This is a genomic window from Rhizobium sp. L9 (assembly GCF_002531885.1).
Lineage (GTDB): Bacteria > Pseudomonadota > Alphaproteobacteria > Rhizobiales > Rhizobiaceae > Rhizobium.
This window is the reverse complement of the sequence record NZ_NWSZ01000008.1, coordinates 189,470-206,983: the sequence shown is the minus strand read 5'-3', so window position 1 is coordinate 206,983 and position 17,514 is coordinate 189,470. Positions and strand designations below refer to the sequence as shown.

22 protein-coding genes and 2 tRNA genes are annotated in these 17,514 nt (G+C 59.6%); 15 read left to right on the top strand and 9 right to left on the bottom strand.

The window, feature by feature from the left end; genetic code table 11:
* Nucleotides 1–266 precede the first annotated feature (266 nt).
* The 3 genes from CO660_RS10885 to CO660_RS10875 all read left to right on the top strand — a co-directional run bounded on the left by CO660_RS10885 (nt 267) and on the right by CO660_RS10875 (nt 3,078).
* Nucleotides 267–926, top strand: a complete 660-nt coding sequence (locus CO660_RS10885; protein WP_085777906.1) for a peroxiredoxin — start codon at nt 267–269, stop codon at nt 924–926.
* 148 nt (nt 927–1,074) lie between these two features.
* The gene (locus tag CO660_RS10880; protein WP_097598676.1) at nt 1,075–2,031 is read left to right on the top strand and encodes a lytic transglycosylase domain-containing protein; all 957 of its coding nucleotides are present in this window, start codon (nt 1,075–1,077) and stop codon (nt 2,029–2,031) included.
* A gap of 93 nt (nt 2,032–2,124) precedes the next feature.
* Complete coding sequence (locus tag CO660_RS10875; protein WP_097598675.1) at nt 2,125–3,078, top strand: NAD-dependent epimerase/dehydratase family protein; 954 nt, start codon at nt 2,125–2,127, stop codon at nt 3,076–3,078.
* 17 nt (nt 3,079–3,095) lie between these two features.
* Here CO660_RS10875 and CO660_RS10870 read toward each other — a convergent pair whose 3' ends face one another.
* Nucleotides 3,096–4,361, bottom strand: a complete 1,266-nt coding sequence (locus tag CO660_RS10870; RefSeq protein WP_097598674.1) for a glycerate kinase — start codon at nt 4,359–4,361, stop codon at nt 3,096–3,098.
* A 194-nt stretch (nt 4,362–4,555) separates the two neighbouring features.
* On the opposite strand from CO660_RS10870, the gene CO660_RS10865 reads away from it, so the two are divergent.
* Nucleotides 4,556–4,858: a DUF6074 family protein gene (locus CO660_RS10865; protein ID WP_097598673.1), complete on the top strand. Its 303-nt coding sequence runs from the start codon at nt 4,556–4,558 to the stop codon at nt 4,856–4,858.
* 37 nt (nt 4,859–4,895) lie between these two features.
* Here the strand turns inward: CO660_RS10865 and CO660_RS34275 are convergent, their stop codons facing one another.
* On the bottom strand, nt 4,896–5,024 hold the full coding sequence (locus tag CO660_RS34275) for a hypothetical protein (RefSeq protein ID WP_259668362.1): 129 nt from the start codon (nt 5,022–5,024) through the stop codon (nt 4,896–4,898).
* Between CO660_RS34275 and CO660_RS10860 the strand changes: the two genes are divergently transcribed.
* Nucleotides 5,008–5,427, top strand: coding sequence for a low affinity iron permease family protein (locus CO660_RS10860; RefSeq protein WP_085777911.1), 420 nt, complete (start codon nt 5,008–5,010; stop codon nt 5,425–5,427). The two genes, CO660_RS34275 and CO660_RS10860, sit on opposite strands and share 17 nt — an antisense overlap.
* Nucleotides 5,428–5,441: 14 nt before the next feature.
* On the opposite strand, the gene CO660_RS10855 is transcribed toward CO660_RS10860, so the two are convergent.
* From CO660_RS10855 to CO660_RS10840, 4 genes are all read right to left on the bottom strand, one after another.
* Nucleotides 5,442–5,801 (bottom strand): low affinity iron permease family protein, encoded by a 360-nt coding sequence (locus CO660_RS10855; protein WP_085777912.1) that lies wholly within the window; start codon nt 5,799–5,801, stop codon nt 5,442–5,444.
* Between the two features lie 205 nt (nt 5,802–6,006).
* Nucleotides 6,007–6,927, bottom strand: coding sequence for a hypothetical protein (locus CO660_RS10850; RefSeq protein ID WP_097598672.1), 921 nt, complete (start codon nt 6,925–6,927; stop codon nt 6,007–6,009).
* A gap of 197 nt (nt 6,928–7,124) precedes the next feature.
* Nucleotides 7,125–7,325 carry a hypothetical protein gene (locus CO660_RS10845; protein ID WP_348627637.1) on the bottom strand — a complete coding sequence of 67 codons (201 nt, stop codon included), beginning with the start codon at nt 7,323–7,325 and terminating at the stop codon, nt 7,125–7,127.
* 65 nt (nt 7,326–7,390) lie between these two features.
* Complete coding sequence (locus tag CO660_RS10840; protein WP_097598744.1) at nt 7,391–7,627, bottom strand: hypothetical protein; 237 nt, start codon at nt 7,625–7,627, stop codon at nt 7,391–7,393.
* Between the two features lie 208 nt (nt 7,628–7,835).
* Here CO660_RS10840 and CO660_RS10835 point away from each other — a divergent pair, with 208 nt between their 5' ends.
* The 4 genes from CO660_RS10835 (at nt 7,836) to CO660_RS10820 (ending at nt 9,711) form a co-directional block, all read left to right on the top strand.
* Nucleotides 7,836–8,177: an oxidoreductase gene (locus tag CO660_RS10835; RefSeq protein WP_097598670.1), complete on the top strand. Its 342-nt coding sequence runs from the start codon at nt 7,836–7,838 to the stop codon at nt 8,175–8,177.
* Nucleotides 8,178–8,466: 289 nt separating this feature from the next.
* Nucleotides 8,467–8,646 carry a hypothetical protein gene (locus tag CO660_RS33785; RefSeq protein ID WP_085777915.1) on the top strand — a complete coding sequence of 60 codons (180 nt, stop codon included), beginning with the start codon at nt 8,467–8,469 and terminating at the stop codon, nt 8,644–8,646.
* Nucleotides 8,647–8,879: 233 nt separating this feature from the next.
* Nucleotides 8,880–9,083, top strand: coding sequence for a CsbD family protein (locus CO660_RS10825; RefSeq protein ID WP_097598669.1), 204 nt, complete (start codon nt 8,880–8,882; stop codon nt 9,081–9,083).
* Nucleotides 9,084–9,378: 295 nt separating this feature from the next.
* Nucleotides 9,379–9,711 carry a hypothetical protein gene (locus CO660_RS10820; protein WP_097598668.1) on the top strand — a complete coding sequence of 111 codons (333 nt, stop codon included), beginning with the start codon at nt 9,379–9,381 and terminating at the stop codon, nt 9,709–9,711.
* 495 nt (nt 9,712–10,206) lie between these two features.
* Here CO660_RS10820 and CO660_RS10815 read toward each other — a convergent pair.
* A tRNA-Asn gene (locus CO660_RS10815) sits at nt 10,207–10,281 on the bottom strand.
* Between the two features lie 117 nt (nt 10,282–10,398).
* Here CO660_RS10815 and CO660_RS33780 point away from each other — a divergent pair.
* On the top strand, nt 10,399–10,716 hold the full coding sequence (locus tag CO660_RS33780) for a hypothetical protein (protein WP_085777917.1): 318 nt from the start codon (nt 10,399–10,401) through the stop codon (nt 10,714–10,716).
* A gap of 94 nt (nt 10,717–10,810) precedes the next feature.
* Nucleotides 10,811–11,098 (top strand): hypothetical protein, encoded by a 288-nt coding sequence (locus CO660_RS10805; protein ID WP_097598667.1) that lies wholly within the window; start codon nt 10,811–10,813, stop codon nt 11,096–11,098.
* Nucleotides 11,099–11,151: 53 nt separating this feature from the next.
* Here CO660_RS10805 and CO660_RS10800 read toward each other — a convergent pair whose 3' ends face one another.
* Complete coding sequence (locus tag CO660_RS10800; RefSeq protein WP_085777919.1) at nt 11,152–11,490, bottom strand: KTSC domain-containing protein; 339 nt, start codon at nt 11,488–11,490, stop codon at nt 11,152–11,154.
* A 112-nt stretch (nt 11,491–11,602) separates the two neighbouring features.
* Nucleotides 11,603–11,866: a hypothetical protein gene (locus CO660_RS10795; protein ID WP_097598666.1), complete on the bottom strand. Its 264-nt coding sequence runs from the start codon at nt 11,864–11,866 to the stop codon at nt 11,603–11,605.
* Between the two features lie 269 nt (nt 11,867–12,135).
* On the opposite strand from CO660_RS10795, the gene CO660_RS10790 reads away from it, so the two are divergent.
* From CO660_RS10790 to CO660_RS10775, 4 genes are all read left to right on the top strand, one after another.
* Nucleotides 12,136–12,209: transfer RNA gene (locus tag CO660_RS10790), tRNA-Cys, on the top strand.
* A 473-nt stretch (nt 12,210–12,682) separates the two neighbouring features.
* A complete protein-coding gene (locus CO660_RS10785; protein WP_176536265.1) occupies nt 12,683–13,348 on the top strand; it encodes a protein-L-isoaspartate O-methyltransferase in 666 nt (221 codons plus the stop codon).
* Between the two features lie 266 nt (nt 13,349–13,614).
* Entirely contained in the window at nt 13,615–14,487 is an 873-nt protein-coding gene (locus tag CO660_RS10780; protein WP_097598664.1) for a DUF2497 domain-containing protein, read from the top strand.
* A gap of 117 nt (nt 14,488–14,604) precedes the next feature.
* The gene (locus tag CO660_RS10775; protein WP_097598663.1) at nt 14,605–17,448 is read left to right on the top strand and encodes a valine--tRNA ligase; all 2,844 of its coding nucleotides are present in this window, start codon (nt 14,605–14,607) and stop codon (nt 17,446–17,448) included.
* Nucleotides 17,449–17,514: the final 66 nt, after the last annotated feature.

Here is a 17,514-nt window from a genome sequence, read left to right as displayed (position 1 = left end):
CTCCACCGACGGAAAAGCAATCGGGTTTTTCATGGTGCGACCTGCGGGAAAAATAATGCCGGCGCAAGCTGTAAATCGAAAGAGCGTGCCTTCGGTTCTCGTGGTATATAGCTTAAGGAGATGCGAGGAAGACCTTGGGATGGAAGGTTTTCTGCCCGCAGTTGCTGGGATCTGAACATTTGCAATCCACGACATCTCCAGCAGGCAGCGTTCATGACCGCGATCCGAGATATTAATACCCCAACACTGGCTTTGGAGGGCCGACCATGAGCTTACGTATCAACGATATTGCCCCCGATTTTACCGCCGACACCACACAGGGACCGATCAGCTTCCATGATTGGATCGGCAACGGCTGGGCCGTGCTGTTCTCGCACCCGAAGAATTTCACGCCTGTCTGCACGACGGAGCTCGGCGCCATGGCCGGCCTCGCCGACGAATTTGCCAAACGCGGCGTCAAGATCATCGGCATTTCCGTCGACCCGGTCGAAAGCCATGCCAAGTGGAAGGGCGACATCAAGACCGCAACCGGCTTTGATGTCGATTACCCCTTGATCGGCGACAAGGATCTGAAGGTTGCCAAGCTCTACGACATGCTGCCGGCCGGTGCCGGCGACAGCTCCGAAGGCCGCACGCCTGCCGACAATGCGACGGTGCGCTCGGTCTTCATCATCGGCCCGGACAAGAAGATCAAGCTGATCCTGACCTATCCGATGACGACGGGCCGCAATTTCAATGAGATCCTGCGCGCCATCGACTCCATCCAGCTGACCGCCAAGCACCAGGTGGCGACGCCGGCAAACTGGAATCAGGGCGAAGATGTCATCATCACCGCTGCCGTTTCCAATGACGATGCGATCGCGCGGTTCGGCTCCTTCGATACCGTCCTGCCCTATCTCAGGAAGACGAAGCAGCCGTCGGTCTGAAAACGGCTTTCAAGTTCGTTCCCGAAGCCGCCGCGGCCATTGCCCGGCGGCTTTTTTCATGCTCGCATTGCGAAATGGGGAAGCTTCGCGCCCTGATCGATGTTATCTAGCATGAACGTCGCGATGGAAGTTAACCTGCTGAGATCCGATGATAGGGCGAAAGCGTCAGTCCGGCATTTTGAGGAATTCGGCGAAGGCCCTGCTTTCGCTTTGTTTTCTGTTTTCCGGCGTCGATACGCCGAAAGCTCAACCGGAAGGGAGTGCTGCCGAGCCGGCCTGTCTCTATTCGGGACCCTCGGCCTTGGGTTCGGGCGAGAGGCTCTGCATCCGCAAGGACAGTTTCAATCGTGACCTCTGCATCGCGATCGAGCATTTCGCCGAGGCCAATCGGTTGCCGCCGGCTTATTTCGCCCGACTCATCTGGCGGGAAAGCACCTTTCGCCCCGACGCAGTCAGCATCAAGGGCGCGCAGGGCATTGCGCAGTTCATGCCTGGAACGGCGAAACTTCGCGGCCTCGAAGACAGCTATCAGGCGCTGGAAGCCTTGAGGAAATCGGCGCAATATCTCGACGAATTGCGAAATCGTTTTGGCAATCTCGGCCTTGCCGCGGCCGCCTACAACGCCGGCGAAAACGGTCTTGCGACTTACCTTACATCAGGCAGGTTACCCTACGAGACGCGCGGCTACGTGACGGCGATCACCGCGCACACGGTCGAGGAGTGGAAGGACAATCCGCCTGAGAATGCGGCCGCCCCGCTCGACAAGGACAAGTCCTTCCTTGACGGCTGCGTGGCGCTGGCCGAAAGCCGGATATTGAAGGACACGCCTTGGCGTCAGGAGGGCATTTGGGCTCCCTGGGGCGTCCAGCTGGCGGCGAATGCCGATGCCGCCGTGGCGCGGCGCATGTTCCGCGACGCCGTGCTGGATCTGCCTGCGCCATTGAACGCGGAGCAGCCCCTGATCCTGCGTCAGCGCGATCGCAGCTTCGGTTTTCGACCGCGTTATGCCGCCCGCATCGCCCGGCAGACACGTATGGAGGCCAACGACGTCTGCAATCAGATCCGCAAGCACGGCGGCACCTGCCTCGTTTTCAGGAACCAATAGAAGGCCTGCTCCATTCGCGACGAAAAGTCTGCTTGCACGATCGCTGGACGGCGCAGCATAGTCGCAGCGGATCATGCCATCGGGAGGAAGACAATGCGCGTTTTGGTCATCGGGGCAACGGGCCACGTCGGAACCTATCTCATTCCTCGTCTGGTGGAGGCGGGTCACGACGTCGTCACCATCAGCCGCGGCGCGGCAAGGCCTTATACGGCAAACCGCGCTTGGGCCTCCGTCGATCAGCGACAGATGGACCGGGTCGAGATGGAGCGGACCGGCGAATTCGGCCCGGCCGTGCGGGCCTTGAACGCCGATATCGTCATCGATATGATCTGCTTCACGCTGGAAAGCGCCGAGCAGCTGGTGACGGCGCTGTCAGGGCATGTCGGCCATTTCCTACATACTGGCACGATCTGGACACATGGATATCCGGTGGCCGTGCCGACACGGGAGGAAGCGCCGAAGTCTCCGTTCGGTGACTATGGCATCCAAAAGGCGGCGATCGAAACCTATCTGCTGCAGCAGGCAAGACTTCGGGGTTTTCCGGCGACCATCATTCATCCCGGCCACCTTGTCGGCCCCGGATGGGCGCCGCTCAATCCGGCCGGCAATTTCAATCTGCAGGTCTTTTCGACCCTTGCCCGCGGAGAGGCTCTGGCGCTGCCCAATTTCGGTCTGGAGACCGTTCATCATGTCCATGCCGACGACGTGGCGGCGATGTTCATGGACGCGATCGCCAATCGGAATGCATCGATCGGCGAAAGTTTCCATGCGGTATCGGAGCAGGCCGTGACGCTTCGCGGCTACGCCGAATTCATGTCGCGGTGGTTTGGGCAGGACCCGAAGCTCACCTTCGCACCATTCGACGCCTGGGCGGAAGGCCAGACGGCCGAGGACGCGGAGGCGACATGGGAGCACATCGCCCGCAGTCCGAACTGCTCGATTGCCAAAGCCCGGCGCCTGTTGGGCTACACCCCGAGGTATACGTCTCTGCAGGCGGTGCAGGAATCGGTCGGCTGGCTGGTCGGGCAGGGACGGATCAAGACCTGATCGCCGGTTAGTCGTCTCTAACGGATGAGGATCGCCCTGAAATCGTTGACATTGGTTCCGGTCGGACCGGTCTCGAAGAGATCGCCGATAGCCTTGAACGCCGAGTAGCTGTCATTGCCGTGGAGCAGCCGGCGCGGATCGAGCCCGGCGGCGCGCAGACGCTTCACCGTGCCGTCATCGGCAAAGGCGCCGGCATTGTCTTCCGAGCCGTCGATCCCGTCGGTGTCGGCAGCCAGCACAGCAATGCCGTCTTGCCCATCGATTGCAAGCGCCATGGCAAGGGTGAATTCGCCATTGCGCCCGCCCTTGCCGCCTTTGGCTTTCAGCGTCACCGTCGTCTCGCCGCCGGACAGGAGGACGACCGGCTTCGAGAATGGCCTGTTCCGCCCGAGGATCTCGCGGGCGATGGCCGCATGCACCAGCGCCACGTCACGCGATTCGCCTTCGATGGCATCCGAAAGGATTGCCGGCGTGATCCCTTGTGATTCCGCCTCGGCAGCGGCGGCCGCCAGCGAAACGCCGGCAGAGGCGATGATGTGATGCTCGTGCCGCAGGAATACCGGATCGTCCGGCCGCGGTGCATCTGCCTTTGGCGAGTTCAAATGGTCGAGCGCGGCCTGCGGCAGCTGCAATCCATACTGCCTGATGATCTCCAGCGCTTCGTGCCGTGTTGAACCGTCGGGCACCGTCGGCCCGGAGGCGACGTGGGCCGGGTTATCGCCGGGAATATCCGAAACGATCAGGCTGACGACTCTCGCTTTCGTCGCTGCCGCCAGTCTTCCGCCCTTGATGGTGGAGAGATGCTTGCGCACCACATTCATCGCCGAGATCGGCGCGCCCGACGCAAGCAGCATTTCGTTGAGCGCAATTTCGTCTTCGAGCGTCAATCCTTCCGGCGGGGCGGGCAGCAGTGCCGAGCCGCCGCCGCAGATCAACGCGATCACGAGATCGTCTTCCGTCAGCCGGTTCACCGTTTCCATCAACCGTCTGGCGGCAGCGAACCCAGCAGCGTCGGGCACCGGATGGGCTGCCTCGATGATCTCGATGAAGCGCGTTTCGCAGCCATAGCCGTATCGCGTGACCACCAACCCCTCGATCGGTCCGGCCCATGCGCTTTCGAGCGCCCGCGCCATCTGCGCCGCGCCCTTGCCGGCGCCAATCACGACAGTTCTTCCTTTCGGTTTCTCCGGCAGGTGCGATTTGATGCCGGTCAGCGGATCGGCCGCGCGAACTGCCGCGTCGAACAGGCTTTTCAGGAAATCGCGAGGGGCGGTTATCGTCATCGTTGGTCTCTGCTGCCTCAAGGTGTCGATTGTGACCGAGACTGTCGGCGTATCGGCGTGGCGGCGTCAAGGCCGAAGATGCGGTGATCTGACGGCAGTGACGCAGAGTCTCGGCATTGAAAGAGGCGAACGAATAGAAAGCATTAACCATCCTCCCGTAGACAACATATAGGATCAAAGGAAACCTGTATTCGATGGCCACTGAAACGACCTGCCGCCCTGCCGCCACCTCTCACGAAGGCAAGGTTATTGCCTTTCCCTCCGCAGCCGGAACTGCCAATATCGAGCGCTGCGCCCGGGAACTCGGCCGCCGGCATGGCGCGGACGCAGTCGAATTCTGGAAGGCCGAGTGCCGCAGGCTTGCCGATCAGCTTCTAGCCGCGGGAATGCCGGAGAGCCTTGTCGGTCAGCGGGTGATGGAGTTTCAACAAGATGTCCAGATCGAACTGGTCCTCAGCCACCAGAAGCAGGCCGTTGCCAAATCACAGAAACGCTGATTCATCGGGTTTGATCCGATGCGTCTGACCAGCAATCTCATGCATTGAGCATGCCGTCCGGATCGACCTCGACGGCATGAGGAACTTCCGCCCGGATGTGGAGTTGATGTTGTCGATTGACAGCATTGATGCTGCGGGAGCCTTCTCGAATGTCGAACAAATCCAACTTCTTCTCTTCCTTCGCAACCGCCGTCGCCGAGCTGTCGGGAAGGCCGTTCACCTTTATCGCAGCTCTGATGCTCGTCCTCGTCTGGGCAGTGTCCGGGCCATATTTCGATTATTCCGAAACGTGGCAGCTCGTGATCAACACGACGACCACCATCATCACCTTTCTGATGGTGTTTGTGTTGCAGAACAGCCAGAACCGTGACGGAAAGGCTTTGCAGGCCAAGCTTGACGAGCTCATTCTGACGAGTCAGGCCGCCAATAAATTTGTCGGCATCGAAAAGCTCGACGAGGGCGAGCTCAGGGAAATGAGCAAGACGCTTGCAGAAAAGGCCGAAAGCGTCGAGGAGAAGGCGGATGAGAAATCGGACGAGAAATCCGGCGCAGAGGCAACGTCCGGTTAGAGGCGCCCATCTCCTCACACTCGCTTCGCCGAAATCTGGTCTTGATGTTGCTGCCGCATCTCTTCAATGGCGTCGGCATCTTTCTTCTCGGCTGCAATCCAATGGTTTCCTGCCTCGCTTGATCGGATTAGTTCGTCGAGCTTGGCATGGAGTGCCTTCATGTCCCGATTTTGGGAGTGCTGCAGCAGCAGCAAAATAAGGAATGTGACGAGCGTGCCCACCATGTTGGTCAGCAGAAACCACTGCCGGGGAAAGGAAAATCTTAAACCGACTGCCGTCCATAGAGTTATGAACCCAATTAGCGCGACAGGAACCACACGGTGCCCTGCCCATGAAACGGCGAGGTCGGAAATCAGTCGAAAGCGCCAGCGCATATGGCTCTCCACAGTCCCATAAAGGAAGATGGAGCAGATCGTAGCCGTTTCCATCACCAGGCGTGTCGCGATTATTCAGATGCGCTTTGGCGTTTCACGTCTACATACGCTCCTCTACCGGCTTCAGCGTGACATGCGTGCTTTTAGTCAGGCTGACTGCCGAGCCGAGGACTGGGGCGCGCCGTTGAGACCGCGCCCCCCTCAGTTAGAGGCGGGATGTGACGACGAGATCTTCCTCTGCGTCGCGTTGCGATCCTCCCAGAGCCGCAGCCGCAGCGGCTATGAAGGCGCCGACCAGAAGCGACAAGGATCCCAGCAATGCCGTGGTCGAGGCGGCTTTTCGTGCCTCGTCGGCAGCCTTCTGCGTGGCGGCCTTAGCGTCGTCGATACGCTTCAGCACCGCATCCACGCGGGCGCGTGCATCGGCTTCGGAGAGACCGGTCCGCGCAGAGACGATGGTGGCAAGATAGGCCTTGTCCTCATCTGGAACTTGCCCTTCGGCAGCGCCATTGAGGAGGATGCGGGAGACTTCCGACGTTGCCGCAGCATCGTTGGATGTCGCTGCCGCACGCGCCTGGTCAGGGCGTAGCAATGCGTCGGTAAAATAGGCGGTGGAAAGATCCAGCGGCGAGGTTGACGACGTTGCTGCTGCCGCACCGGCGGCCGCGGCGGTCGAGCCTACGGCTTGCGCGGCCGATCCTACCGCCTGTGCACCGGCGCCGGCGAGCGACGTCAGCGACGACGCAAGGAATCCGGCGACGAAGATGGTTGCCAGAGCCCAGCTTAGGAAACCATGCGCGGTGTCGCGGAAGAAAACCTCGTCGGTGTGGACGGCGGCCCATTTTGTGCGCAAGCGGCCGGTTACATAGCCTCCGAGCGCGGAGGAGAGCCATTGCACGAGAACAAGCCAGATCGCCGCTGTGATGCCGAGCGTGCCGAGCGAGCTGCTTTGTCCTGACCAGGGCGACACCATCGTCAACCCAAGCCCGGATCCCAGAAGAAGAAGGATGAGGGTTACTCCGATGGCGGCGGCCGCGCCACCGAAGATGGGTCCCCATGTCATGGCGGATTTGGAGGATTCGACCGGAGCAGCAACCTCTCCGGAACCTGTCATTGAAACCGACATGATCCGTTCCTATCGCATAAACAGAGCCAGAAGAATGATGATAGGCAGTGGAACGCCAAGCAGCCAAAGTAGAATACCGCGACCCATGAGAGACCTCCTGTCAAAGGCGACGTTACGTGGTTGATGCCACACAACTTTTAACGATGGCGTTTGTTCCCGCCGGTGGAAGCGGTCGGTTTGAAGCGCGCGGTTGCCTGTCAGTCGCGCGGCAGCATTTGAAGGAGCAGCAGATTGCCGGAGCGGTTGCCGCATCCTTGGCATTGAAGGCGTTTGGCCAGACTGGCGAGAGACAGGTTCTGGCCGCAGCGCCGGGCAATATTCCGCCGCTCGATAAACATCTGGCGGCGACATGCGTGGCAACGGGCATACATGACGAACCACTCCGGCAACGTCGCCAATGTTGCCCTTTCGATTTCGACGGAGTGGCGATCAGGAGGCGCGAGGCCGATACCGCGACGATGTCTCATGGCCTTTCAACGGTCGTTGACCGTTCACAGGCCATGCCGCGGCTCACGCCTTTATCTCTTAGGGCGAGCTGAAGTCTGAGATGACGGCAATCCAGCAGCAGCGTTGTAATGGCGGCACGGACGTCCCCTTGGTGAAAAGCGACAACTGCGTCGACTTCTTCTCTCAACGTTTCTTCTGCTAATTTCTCGGCTGCCTGCGGACGCACGACCTCGATCTCCTTCAGAGCTTCCAATCCGATTTTCATTGGCGCCCCACCGATGTTCCTATAATGTTCTCATCCGCCTTCGAGTCAAGAATGAAGGCGTTTCAGCCGTTCGTTAGGTCATCGGCCGAGGCGGTGAGCGACGCAGGGGCGTTTCCTGTACGTTTTCGGACTGAAACAATCTCCAGAGGCTTTTGTTTGCTGCCTATCGGCAATGAAGCAGCGAGGAGGATATCCAATGCTTCTGAGAATGATGGCAGTAGCAGCAATCACGATTGGCCTGGCAACGTCGGCAATGGCGCAATCAGGTGGAGGCTCGGGATCGGGCAGCGGCAGCGGCGGCGGAGCCTCAGGTTCCGGCAGCGGCGCCATGTCTGGTTCGGACGCCAGCGGTTCCGGCAACACGAACTCCAGCGGTGCCGGCGCAAATACGACTGTCGGCGCCGGTGCGACCGGTGCGAACGGATCCGGCGGCGATCCGAACGACTGTCAGCGCCAGCAGGCCGGCGGCACCGGCAACCCGGCTCCCACCTCCGGCAATAGCTCGACACAACCTGATGCGGCAAATGCATGCCGCTGAAAGCTCGAGCCGCTTCGTCAACTTGCCCCGGAAGTCAGTATCGCTTCCGGGGCGCCATATGCTTTGTGCTATCTTTTAATACCGCGAGGATGGCCGACGATATGAACGTATTGCACTCATAATTTTTAACGACCCGCACGAATTTTCGCGGCTGAAGCTGACGTCCGTTGAGAGTCGCGCCTATATCTTCAGCCGCAGAGTGATTTCGGAGGAGTTCGGGAAATGCTCCCGTGGTTCTGGAAGAAGTGACTCTCGCTTACCGAGCGCAGCGGAAATGGGAGAAGTATTCATGAACAGATTTCGAGCATTCTTAGCGGCCGGAGCAATTGGCCTGTCGGTCATTGCCTCAGCTTGCTCGACGCCGCCAAATTCATATGGCTCGGCATCGGGATACCAGCCTGGCGATTCCATGAACCCGGCCTGCGCCGACGGCTTCCGGCCCGGCGACGGCCGTTCGTGCAGCTATTAGAGAGGGAGCCGCTTCAAATCTGATGTCTGGGGTCGGACGACCAAAATTGCGAGAACAAAGCGCTCGATCCGACATGCTGAACACCCAATCGGAGCCTCCAGCCGCTCGAGGCGGAGTCTTGCCACTCGCTGCCCGTACGAAGAATGTTGATTCTGTACTGGCTGGCCGCCTGCCGAAGCGGAACCCTTATCGCTCATCTCCGTTCCTCTTTCCTACGACAGGAGGAATGAGCCATGGATTGGAACCGCATCGAAGGCAATTGGAAGCAGATGAAAGGCAAGGTCAAGGAGCAGTGGGGCAAGCTGACCGACGATGATCTTGACGTCATCAACGGTAAGCGCGATCAGCTCGAAGGCAAGATCCAGGAGCGCTACGGCTACGAGAAAGACCGTACCCGGCGAGACATTGACGACTGGTATAATCGCCAGACCTGGTAAGTCGCATTATCGGAGCGCGGATCGGTAACTCGGCACGCCCAACTAATGGGCGTGCCATTTTCACATCTTATCGACCTATGCCGGCGGCCAGGCAGCAGTGCGGGGCGCGCTCCCTCGATACCCGGTCGCCGCCGGCTGACTGCCCGTGTGCGCTTGCTCTGAACACCAATGGCCGGCTCGAACACCACCCGCGGCCAAACCAGCGGTGCGTCGTCTGGTGTTTTTGTGAGCGGGCCGTCGTTCATCGGAGGTTAATGCTTGTTAAACCAGAATCGCAGCTTGAAAGGATGCGCCGATGAAGATGCTTTTTTCCTCGCTTGCAGCCATTGTCTTGTCTGCATCTTTCGCCCTGCCGCTTAACGCCGCGCCGATTGTCGTGCCGAAAGCGGTAGCTATACACACCGCCGACGTCGAGCAGGTCAAACACCGTCACCACGGTAATGGACATGCGTATGGCCACTGGAAGAAACACCGGTATGCTTACCGCGACTGCCGGTATTACGGCTCGTGCTATCGTCCGCGTTATTACGGCTACCGCGACTATCACGGCTATCGCGACTATTACGGCTATCGCGACGATTACCCCTATCGCCGTCGGTCAGGTGTGACCGTGTATTTTGACTTTTAGTCGGCAGCACTAACGGCAACTGCCCTCGGCATGAAAACATGGAGTAGGGTAACCTGCGCCGATACCTGTCTGGATCTGACCAGCTGCGGTGCGAGGAAATCACGGTGTCGGACAGGGAAGGGAGCTATCAGCAGTAGCCACTGAACTGTCGCAAAAGAGAAGGATCGGGCGAATGCCAGCGCCGACCCTTCTTTTGCATTAGCACGGCGCCAGTACATCCGTGGTTACCAGCAAAAGCTTCAGATAGACCGAATCCACGCGCCTTGGGAACTTTCGCAAGGTTCAGGCGGGTGCGGATTTAGGACTAGGCGAGAGGAGTGCCTTGCCGCCTACGGTCGGTGTGCCGCCAACGGCGGAATTAACGTTGGGATAAATCAGTAACAGAAAAATTATAGCCCAAGCGACGGCAACATATGACTTCAAAATTGGGGGAAAGCGGGGAAGTAAGTGCCTGCCTTCGGATTGCTCAACAAAACACGCACTTATTTCTAAAATTGGCTCCCCGGGCCGGATTCGAACCGGCGACCTGTCGATTAACAGTCGAATGCTCTACCGCTGAGCTACCAGGGATCACTGCTTGGCGCGGTGTGAGTGGGCTAATACAAATGCTTGCCCGATTTGCCAAGCGGTTTTTTCAAAAAAATGAAATGAACTTGTATTTGGACAGTCTGCGCCCATCTCTGGGAAATGACAAATAGGAATGATCGCCAAGAGACAACGGGCAGCGAAAAGCGCAGAAGGCGGGCAGGGCGCTTCGGTATCGACCACGTAAACCACAGGCTTATGCTCGGCTCCTTCAGCATTGGCATGCCGCACTCACGCATCGGACGGATGGCAATCGGTGCGGCCCTCGTTTTCTGTGGATTGCTGGGCTTCCTGCCGGTCCTCGGTTTCTGGATGCTGCCGCTCGGCCTCCTGGTGCTTTCGCATGATCTTTCCATCGCCCGCCGGCTTCGGCGCCGGCTGGCAGTTTGGTGGCACAGGCGGCGAACGCCGGCCGGCTAACGGCGGTCGCGGGAGACGCCCTGCGGAACGTGGATCGTTTTCGGCATTGGTGGTTTATGGAGCTGAAACGCACCACGATGATCCGGGTGAGGATATGAAGCCATTTTTTATTGCAGTTTTCTCGGTAGCGGCGATGGTCTCAGCCACATCAGCCGAGGCCCAGGCCGTCGACAGCCGGGGTTTTGACGCGAGCGGTATCTGCCGCCGCCCCGAAGGATGCGTCATCGATCAAGGCGAAGGCTGGTATAACGGGCCTCGCAACTATCGCAATTTTAACGGCCGTAATGAGCGCGACGGCAGGAACGACCGCGGTCGGGACGATCGCCGCTACCGCTCCCAGAAGAGGACCTCGCTTGAAAGCGTCGGCATCATCGTCGGCTGATCACACGGGCCCGCCGTCGAGTTCGAGTTGCATGGATCCGGATGATTGCGATTCTAATTTGATCTCAGTTCGCTTTCCTCGAAAATCCCGCCATGGCCCGGATCCAGCTCGGTTGCCATCAACACACTGCAGGCGGCAAGAAGCAGAACGAGCTTCAGTCCGTGGACGACCATCGAGACCGGTTGTCGACGGGCCGGTGAGACGCGCGATGGCGCGATATAATACCGGTAATAGAAGTGCGGATCGTTCGTTTCCAGAAGGTTCTGGTAGACATGTGGCGGAATGTTCGCATGTTTCACCGGCGCGGAACCGGCGAACTTTACGTGGAGATCCCGGGTCTCGGCATCATATGCCGCACGTCCCTGCCTTTCTTTGAGGGCAGCCCATTCCATCGCAGCTCCTATCCCTCCCACGGCGATAAGATGGCGGGCAGGCGCTCTAAGTCAAGTTGGGAATTTGTCCAAATGCCGCCGGTGGTTTTTAATGTCCCGAGTGGCAGGCAATTCACCAGGATCGGCCGGCGTCGAAATCTTCGCACTCTTCCTCTGTCATCTGGCGGTGAACAAACTTGCCGTCGACGACCTTGCGCATCACGTGGCCGGTGATCGGCATCTTCGTGTTGATGTCGGTGACAGTTTCGGTAACGAGGGCATAGCCCCACTCGTCTTCCTTGCCTCCGTTCACATAGATCCTCGAGAGGCGCTTGAGCGTGGCAAGCAGTGAAAAAAAGATGTCTCTGGCAGTCCCGCCGAATGTTGCGTCGTGCATGATTTCTCCCCAGAAAATGGGGATCAACCAAATCGGTTCGCATTGCAATCGTAACTATTTGGGGTGATGCCGAAGGGCTGGACTTTTGTTGGTATGTAGTTAACCCGCTATCATCATCCAAGCGCGGAGCCGGTCACGCAGGATTTTCCGCTAACGCCTGTTCGGAATGAAAAAAGGATCACATTCAGAATGAAAGGTCTTGCGCTCATTCTAGAGCTGGTCTAAATCGCGGCCACCACACGATATTTTTCGATGTCGGTCACAGGTGAGGCCTCGTGGCGGAGTGGTGACGCAGAGGACTGCAAATCCTTGTACCCCGGTTCAATTCCGGGCGAGGCCTCCAATTTCTCCTCATCGCTGCTAAAGGGTTGTGGAACCTCGCTGATTTCGAGGTGATCGCTCGGCCGCACGCTATTTTACGGTCAAGCGCACCCAACCCGCGTCCCCGCCTCGGATGGTCGCGGGCTCCAGGCAAGCTGAGCCGGAGTGTGCCTCGGCGCTCGATCTCCTCAGGTCGTCTCACCGTCCAGCAGCCCGCAGCAAAAGATGCCGACGAGCGCTGCGACGACAAGAAAATCGAACAGCGTGAAATATTCGAAAATCGCAGACATTGGCCTGCTCCTCCTATTCACTCCGCTGCAAATTATAACATGAGGGGGGAGGGCATATCACGCTTGCGTTGCAGCGCCCTGCCTCCTGTGGCGAGAAAGAGCCGCCTGGCGGATTCTTTTCGCCGACCGTTGCCAAGCCTTGAAAGCATCCGTGGCGGAGATTAAGAGACGAGGGACAGGAACCGCTTTTCAAGAGCGAGAGGACATGATGGATTTCGAAGCAGCGCGCGCAAAGATGGTCGACACCCAAATCCGCACGACGGATGTTACCTCGCATTCCGTGCTGACGGCTTTTCTCACCGTGCCGCGCGAGGCTTTCGTGCCGGAGAAATCAAAGCTGCTGGCCTATATCGACAACGACGTCGAAATATCACCCGCCGCGCCGGGCAAGCCGGCCCGCTTCCTGATGGAGGCCTCGCCGCTCGCCAAGCTGCTGCAACTGGCCACCATCGGCAAAGACGATTTCGTGCTCGAGGTCGGGTGCGGCACGGGATATACAACGGCGCTGCTGTCGATCATCGCCGGCTCGGTCATTGCCCTTGAATGCGATGAGGCGCTGGCTGCCGAAGCGAAGGCAAACCTTGCCGGCTATAGCAAGATCGAGGTCGTGACCGGTCCCCTCGAAGAAGGCTATGCCGCCGGCGCTCCCTATGATCTGATCTTCGTCAACGGCGCGGTCGAGGAGGTTCCGGCCGCTCTTCTCGGGCAGTTGCGCGATGGCGGCCGTCTGGTCACGGTCGAAGGCTATGGCAATGCCGCTCGCGCCAAGGTCTTCGTCGCCGAGCGCGGCGCCATCTCGGAAAACGTCTTCTTCAACGCTTCAGTCAAGCCACTGCCGGGTTTTGCCAAGGCGCGCGAATTCGTTTTCTGACGTCGTTCTCCCTGGTGAATTCGAGCGACGGGCGCCATTGGCGCCCGTTTCTGTCAGTGCTGCCGGAAAGCCTTCACAAACATAATTTATCCTGGCGTTGTCGTCCCCGGATGGCGGGCGGCAAACATTGGGTAACAAAACTGTGCATGGCCGCATTCATTTGATTCTCGATGATTTTTTTCGCGTCTGGGGTATTCTAAGGTCGTGGTGATTCGGATGAACGCTCCACACCGTCCGATCGTTGTGTTGGGATAACGGGGATAGATATGGCTCAGCCAAGTGTAGCGCGTGAACCGTCCATGGAAGAAATTCTGGCCTCCATCCGCCAGATCATCGAAAGCAATGAACCCGGCGCCGGCAAGGCGATTTCAGCTTCCGTGCCGCCGGTTTACGGCGCTGACGACGACGACAACGGCTCCGAAATCCATCTGACGGTGGACGACACCTATGCCGGCGTCGAGTTTCCCGAACCGGCCATGCGCTCGTCCGATCCGCGTTTCGTCGCCGCCAATTCGGCCGGCACCGCCCCTGAGACCGAAACTCCTGCCCGCGCGCTGTCGCTTGCCGATGTCGCGGCCCGCGTGCGCGCCGCCTCCGAGCGCAGCGCCGTGCAGGCCGGTCAAGCCTTGCGCGAAATTCCGAGCGGCTTCCGCCAGCCGGAGCCGCAGCCGGCCGTCATGCCGGAGCCGCCGCGCGCTGCAAGTCCGCAGCCGCAGCCGGCACAGCCTGTTTTTACCACTGCCGCAGCACCCGTTTCCTCTGGTCCCGTCCGGCAGCCGCTTGAGCCGGCGCTTGCCGAAACACCGCGGGTCGCCGTCGCCGATCAAGCCGCTGCTGCCGCCGAAACTGCGCCACCGGCTTTGGAGCCCGCTCCTTCGTCGACCGAGCGTTTCCTGCCGAGCGTTGTCGAGGAGGCCCAGCCCGCCCTGCTTTCGGAAGATGCCGGTCTGCAGATCAGCCGCTCCTTCGAGGAGCTTGCCGCGGCGATCGACGGTGCCGAGCGTCGGTCGCTGGACGAGATTGCCGAGGACATGCTGCGCCCGATGCTGCGTGAATGGCTTGATGACAATCTGCCGACTCTGGTCGAACGGCTGGTGCGCGAGGAAATCGAGCGCGTGGCGCGCGGCCCGCGCCGCTGATCGGATTGATTTTTCCTGGAAAAGCCGCTCCGGTCTCCGGGGCGGCTTTTTTATTGACTTGGCCGTGGCCATCCTATTTACAACCCCCCATCCTCGAACCTCGAAATTGGTCAGAAAATGCTCGACAAGACCTATGATTCCGCCGCAGTCGAACCGAAAATCGCCGCGAAATGGGATGAGGCGGACGCCTTCCGCGCCGGCGCGAACGCCAAACCGGGGGCCGAGACCTTCACCATCGTGATCCCGCCGCCAAACGTCACCGGTTCGCTCCATATGGGGCACGCGCTGAACAATACGCTGCAGGACATCATGGTGCGCTTCGAGCGCATGCGCGGCAAGGACGTGCTCTGGCAGCCGGGCATGGATCACGCCGGCATCGCCACCCAGATGGTCGTCGAGCGCAAGCTGATGGAGCAGCAGCTGCCGGGCCGCCGCGAGATGGGCCGCGAAGCCTTCATCGACAAGATCTGGGAGTGGAAGGCGGAATCGGGCGGTCTGATCTTCAACCAGCTGAAGCGCCTCGGCGCGTCCTGCGACTGGTCACGCGAGCGCTTCACCATGGACGAAGGCCTGTCGCAAGCCGTTCTCGAGGTTTTCGTCACGCTCTATAAGGAAGGCCTGATTTACAAGGACAAGCGCCTCGTCAATTGGGACCCAAAACTCCTGACGGCGATTTCCGACATGGAGGTCGAACAACACGAGGTCAAGGGTCATCTCTGGCATCTGCGCTATCCGCTCGAGCCCGGCGTCACCTATCAATATCCGATCGCCTTCGACGAGGAAGGCAAGCCGACTGAGTTCGAGACGCGTGACTATATCGTTGTCGCCACGACGCGGCCGGAGACGATGCTCGGCGATAGCGGCGTTGCCGTGAATCCCGAAGACGAGCGTTACAAGCCGATCATCGGCAAGCATGTGATCCTGCCGATCGTCGGCCGCAGGATACCGATCGTCGCCGATTCCTATGCTGATCCGACGGCCGGCACAGGTGCGGTGAAGATCACGCCTGCCCATGATTTCAACGACTTTGAAGTCGGCAAGCGCGCGAAGCTGCGGGCGATCAACGTCATGAACGTCGATGGCACCATTGCCATCAAGGACAATGAGGATTTCCTTGAAGGTCTCGACAATCCGGCGGCGCTGCATGGCGCCTGGGACCGTCTGGAAGGGCAGGACCGCTTCTATGCACGCAAGGTCATCGTCGAGATCTTCGAAGAGGCCGGCCTTCTCGACAAGATCGAACCGCACAAACATATGGTCCCGCATGGCGACCGTGGCGGCGTGCCGATCGAGCCGCGGCTGACGGAACAATGGTTTGTCGACAACAAGACATTGGGGCAGCCTGCCCTGGAGTCCATTCGCGAGGGAAGGACCAGATTTATTCCCAGGAACTGGGAAAACACCTACTTCAATTGGCTGGAGAACATCGAACCGTGGTGTATCTCCCGCCAGCTCTGGTGGGGCCATCAGATTCCCGCTTGGTACGGCCCCGACGGTCAGGTCTTCGTCGAAAAAACCGAGGAGGAGGCGCTGCAGGCGGCGATCCAGCATTACCTCTCGCATGAGGGGCCGATGAAGGCCTATGTCGAGGACCTGCTCGAAAACTTCAAGCCTGGCGAAATCCTGACGCGGGACGAGGACGTGCTCGACACATGGTTCTCTTCTGCGCTCTGGCCTTTCTCGACGCTCGGCTGGCCCGACGAGACGCCGGAACTTGCGCGTTACTACCCGACGAATGTCCTCGTCACCGGTTTCGATATCATCCCCTTCTGGGTCGTTCGCATGATGCAGATGGGCCTGCATTTCATGAAGGACGAGAATGGCGATTCCGTCGAACCCTTCCATACGATCTATATCCACGCACTGGTGCGCGATAAGAACGGGCAGAAGATGTCGAAGTCGAAGGGCAACGTCATCGACCCGCTGGAACTGATCGACGAATACGGCGCCGACGCGCTGCGCTTCACCCTGGCGATCATGGCCGCACAGGGCCGTGACGTGAAGCTCGATCCGGCCCGCATCGCCGGCTACCGCAATTTCGGCACCAAGCTCTGGAACGCCACGCGTTTTGCCGAGATGAATGGTGCTAAGAGCGATCCGCACTTCGTGCCGGAGGCCGCCGAGCTCACCATCAACCGCTGGATCCTGACGGAGCTTGCCCGTACGGAACGTGACGTAACGGAAGCGCTTGAAGCCTTCCGCTTCAACGATGCCGCCGGCGCGCTCTACCGTTTCGTCTGGAACGAAGTCTGCGACTGGTATCTCGAGCTTCTGAAGCCGGTCTTCAATGGCGATGACGAGGGCGCCAAGGCCGAAGCCCAGGCCTGCAGCGCCTATATTCTCGAAGAGATCTATAAGCTCTTGCATCCCTTCATGCCTTTCATGACCGAAGAGCTTTGGGCGCATACCGCAGGCGAAGGCAAGGAACGCGACACGCTGGTCTGCCATGCCGAATGGCCGGCGCCGTCCTATGCGGATAACGCAGCCGCCGACGAGATCAATTGGCTGATCGACCTCGTTTCCGGCATCCGCTCCGTGCGCGCCGAAATGAACGTGCCACCGTCGGCGACCGCCCCGCTGGTCGTCGTCAAGGCCAACAATCTCACGCGCGAAAGGCTGTTCCGCCACGACGCCGCCATCAAGCGGCTTGCCCGCGTGGAAGCGATATCGCTTTCCGACGATGCGCCGAAGGGCGCGGCTCAGATCGTCGTCGCCGAAGCCACTGTCTGCCTGCCGCTCGGCAATCTGATCGATCTTTCCGCCGAAAAGGCCCGTCTGGAAAAGGCGATTGCCAAGATGGATGGCGAAATCGCTCGCATCAATGGCAAGCTTTCCAACGAGAAGTTCGTCGCGAATGCCAACCCCGAGGTGGTCGAGGCCGAGCGCGAGCGTCTCGATGAGTTGAAGGGGCAGAGCGCCAGCTTGAAAACCGCCCTTTCGAGGGTGAGCGAAGCCGGATAAGTTTTATCGCCGATTTTGGTAATTTATATCAAGGACGCGCCCCCATCGGGCGCGTCTTTTGGTTTT

Coding starts and splice junctions, on each gene's coding strand:
- CO660_RS10885 (WP_085777906.1), top strand. CDS start 267: ATGAGCTTACGTATCAACGATATTGCCCCCGATTTTACCGCCGACACC.
- CO660_RS10865 (WP_097598673.1), top strand. CDS start 4,556: ATGGCCACTGAAACGACCTGCCGCCCTGCCGCCACCTCTCACGAAGGC.
- CO660_RS33785 (WP_085777915.1), top strand. CDS start 8,467: ATGAACAGATTTCGAGCATTCTTAGCGGCCGGAGCAATTGGCCTGTCG.
- CO660_RS33780 (WP_085777917.1), top strand. CDS start 10,399: ATGACAAATAGGAATGATCGCCAAGAGACAACGGGCAGCGAAAAGCGC.
- CO660_RS10855 (WP_085777912.1), bottom strand. CDS start 5,801: ATGCGCTGGCGCTTTCGACTGATTTCCGACCTCGCCGTTTCATGGGCA.
- CO660_RS10860 (WP_085777911.1), top strand. CDS start 5,008: ATGTCGAACAAATCCAACTTCTTCTCTTCCTTCGCAACCGCCGTCGCC.
- CO660_RS10870 (WP_097598674.1), bottom strand. CDS start 4,361: ATGACGATAACCGCCCCTCGCGATTTCCTGAAAAGCCTGTTCGACGCG.
- CO660_RS10850 (WP_097598672.1), bottom strand. CDS start 6,927: ATGTCGGTTTCAATGACAGGTTCCGGAGAGGTTGCTGCTCCGGTCGAA.
- CO660_RS10875 (WP_097598675.1), top strand. CDS start 2,125: ATGCGCGTTTTGGTCATCGGGGCAACGGGCCACGTCGGAACCTATCTC.
- CO660_RS10880 (WP_097598676.1), top strand. CDS start 1,075: ATGATAGGGCGAAAGCGTCAGTCCGGCATTTTGAGGAATTCGGCGAAG.
- CO660_RS10775 (WP_097598663.1), top strand. CDS start 14,605: ATGCTCGACAAGACCTATGATTCCGCCGCAGTCGAACCGAAAATCGCC.
- CO660_RS10825 (WP_097598669.1), top strand. CDS start 8,880: ATGGATTGGAACCGCATCGAAGGCAATTGGAAGCAGATGAAAGGCAAG.
- CO660_RS10805 (WP_097598667.1), top strand. CDS start 10,811: ATGAAGCCATTTTTTATTGCAGTTTTCTCGGTAGCGGCGATGGTCTCA.
- CO660_RS10820 (WP_097598668.1), top strand. CDS start 9,379: ATGAAGATGCTTTTTTCCTCGCTTGCAGCCATTGTCTTGTCTGCATCT.
- CO660_RS10785 (WP_176536265.1), top strand. CDS start 12,683: ATGATGGATTTCGAAGCAGCGCGCGCAAAGATGGTCGACACCCAAATC.
- CO660_RS10835 (WP_097598670.1), top strand. CDS start 7,836: ATGCTTCTGAGAATGATGGCAGTAGCAGCAATCACGATTGGCCTGGCA.
- CO660_RS10795 (WP_097598666.1), bottom strand. CDS start 11,866: ATGCACGACGCAACATTCGGCGGGACTGCCAGAGACATCTTTTTTTCA.
- CO660_RS10780 (WP_097598664.1), top strand. CDS start 13,615: ATGGCTCAGCCAAGTGTAGCGCGTGAACCGTCCATGGAAGAAATTCTG.
- CO660_RS10800 (WP_085777919.1), bottom strand. CDS start 11,490: ATGGAATGGGCTGCCCTCAAAGAAAGGCAGGGACGTGCGGCATATGAT.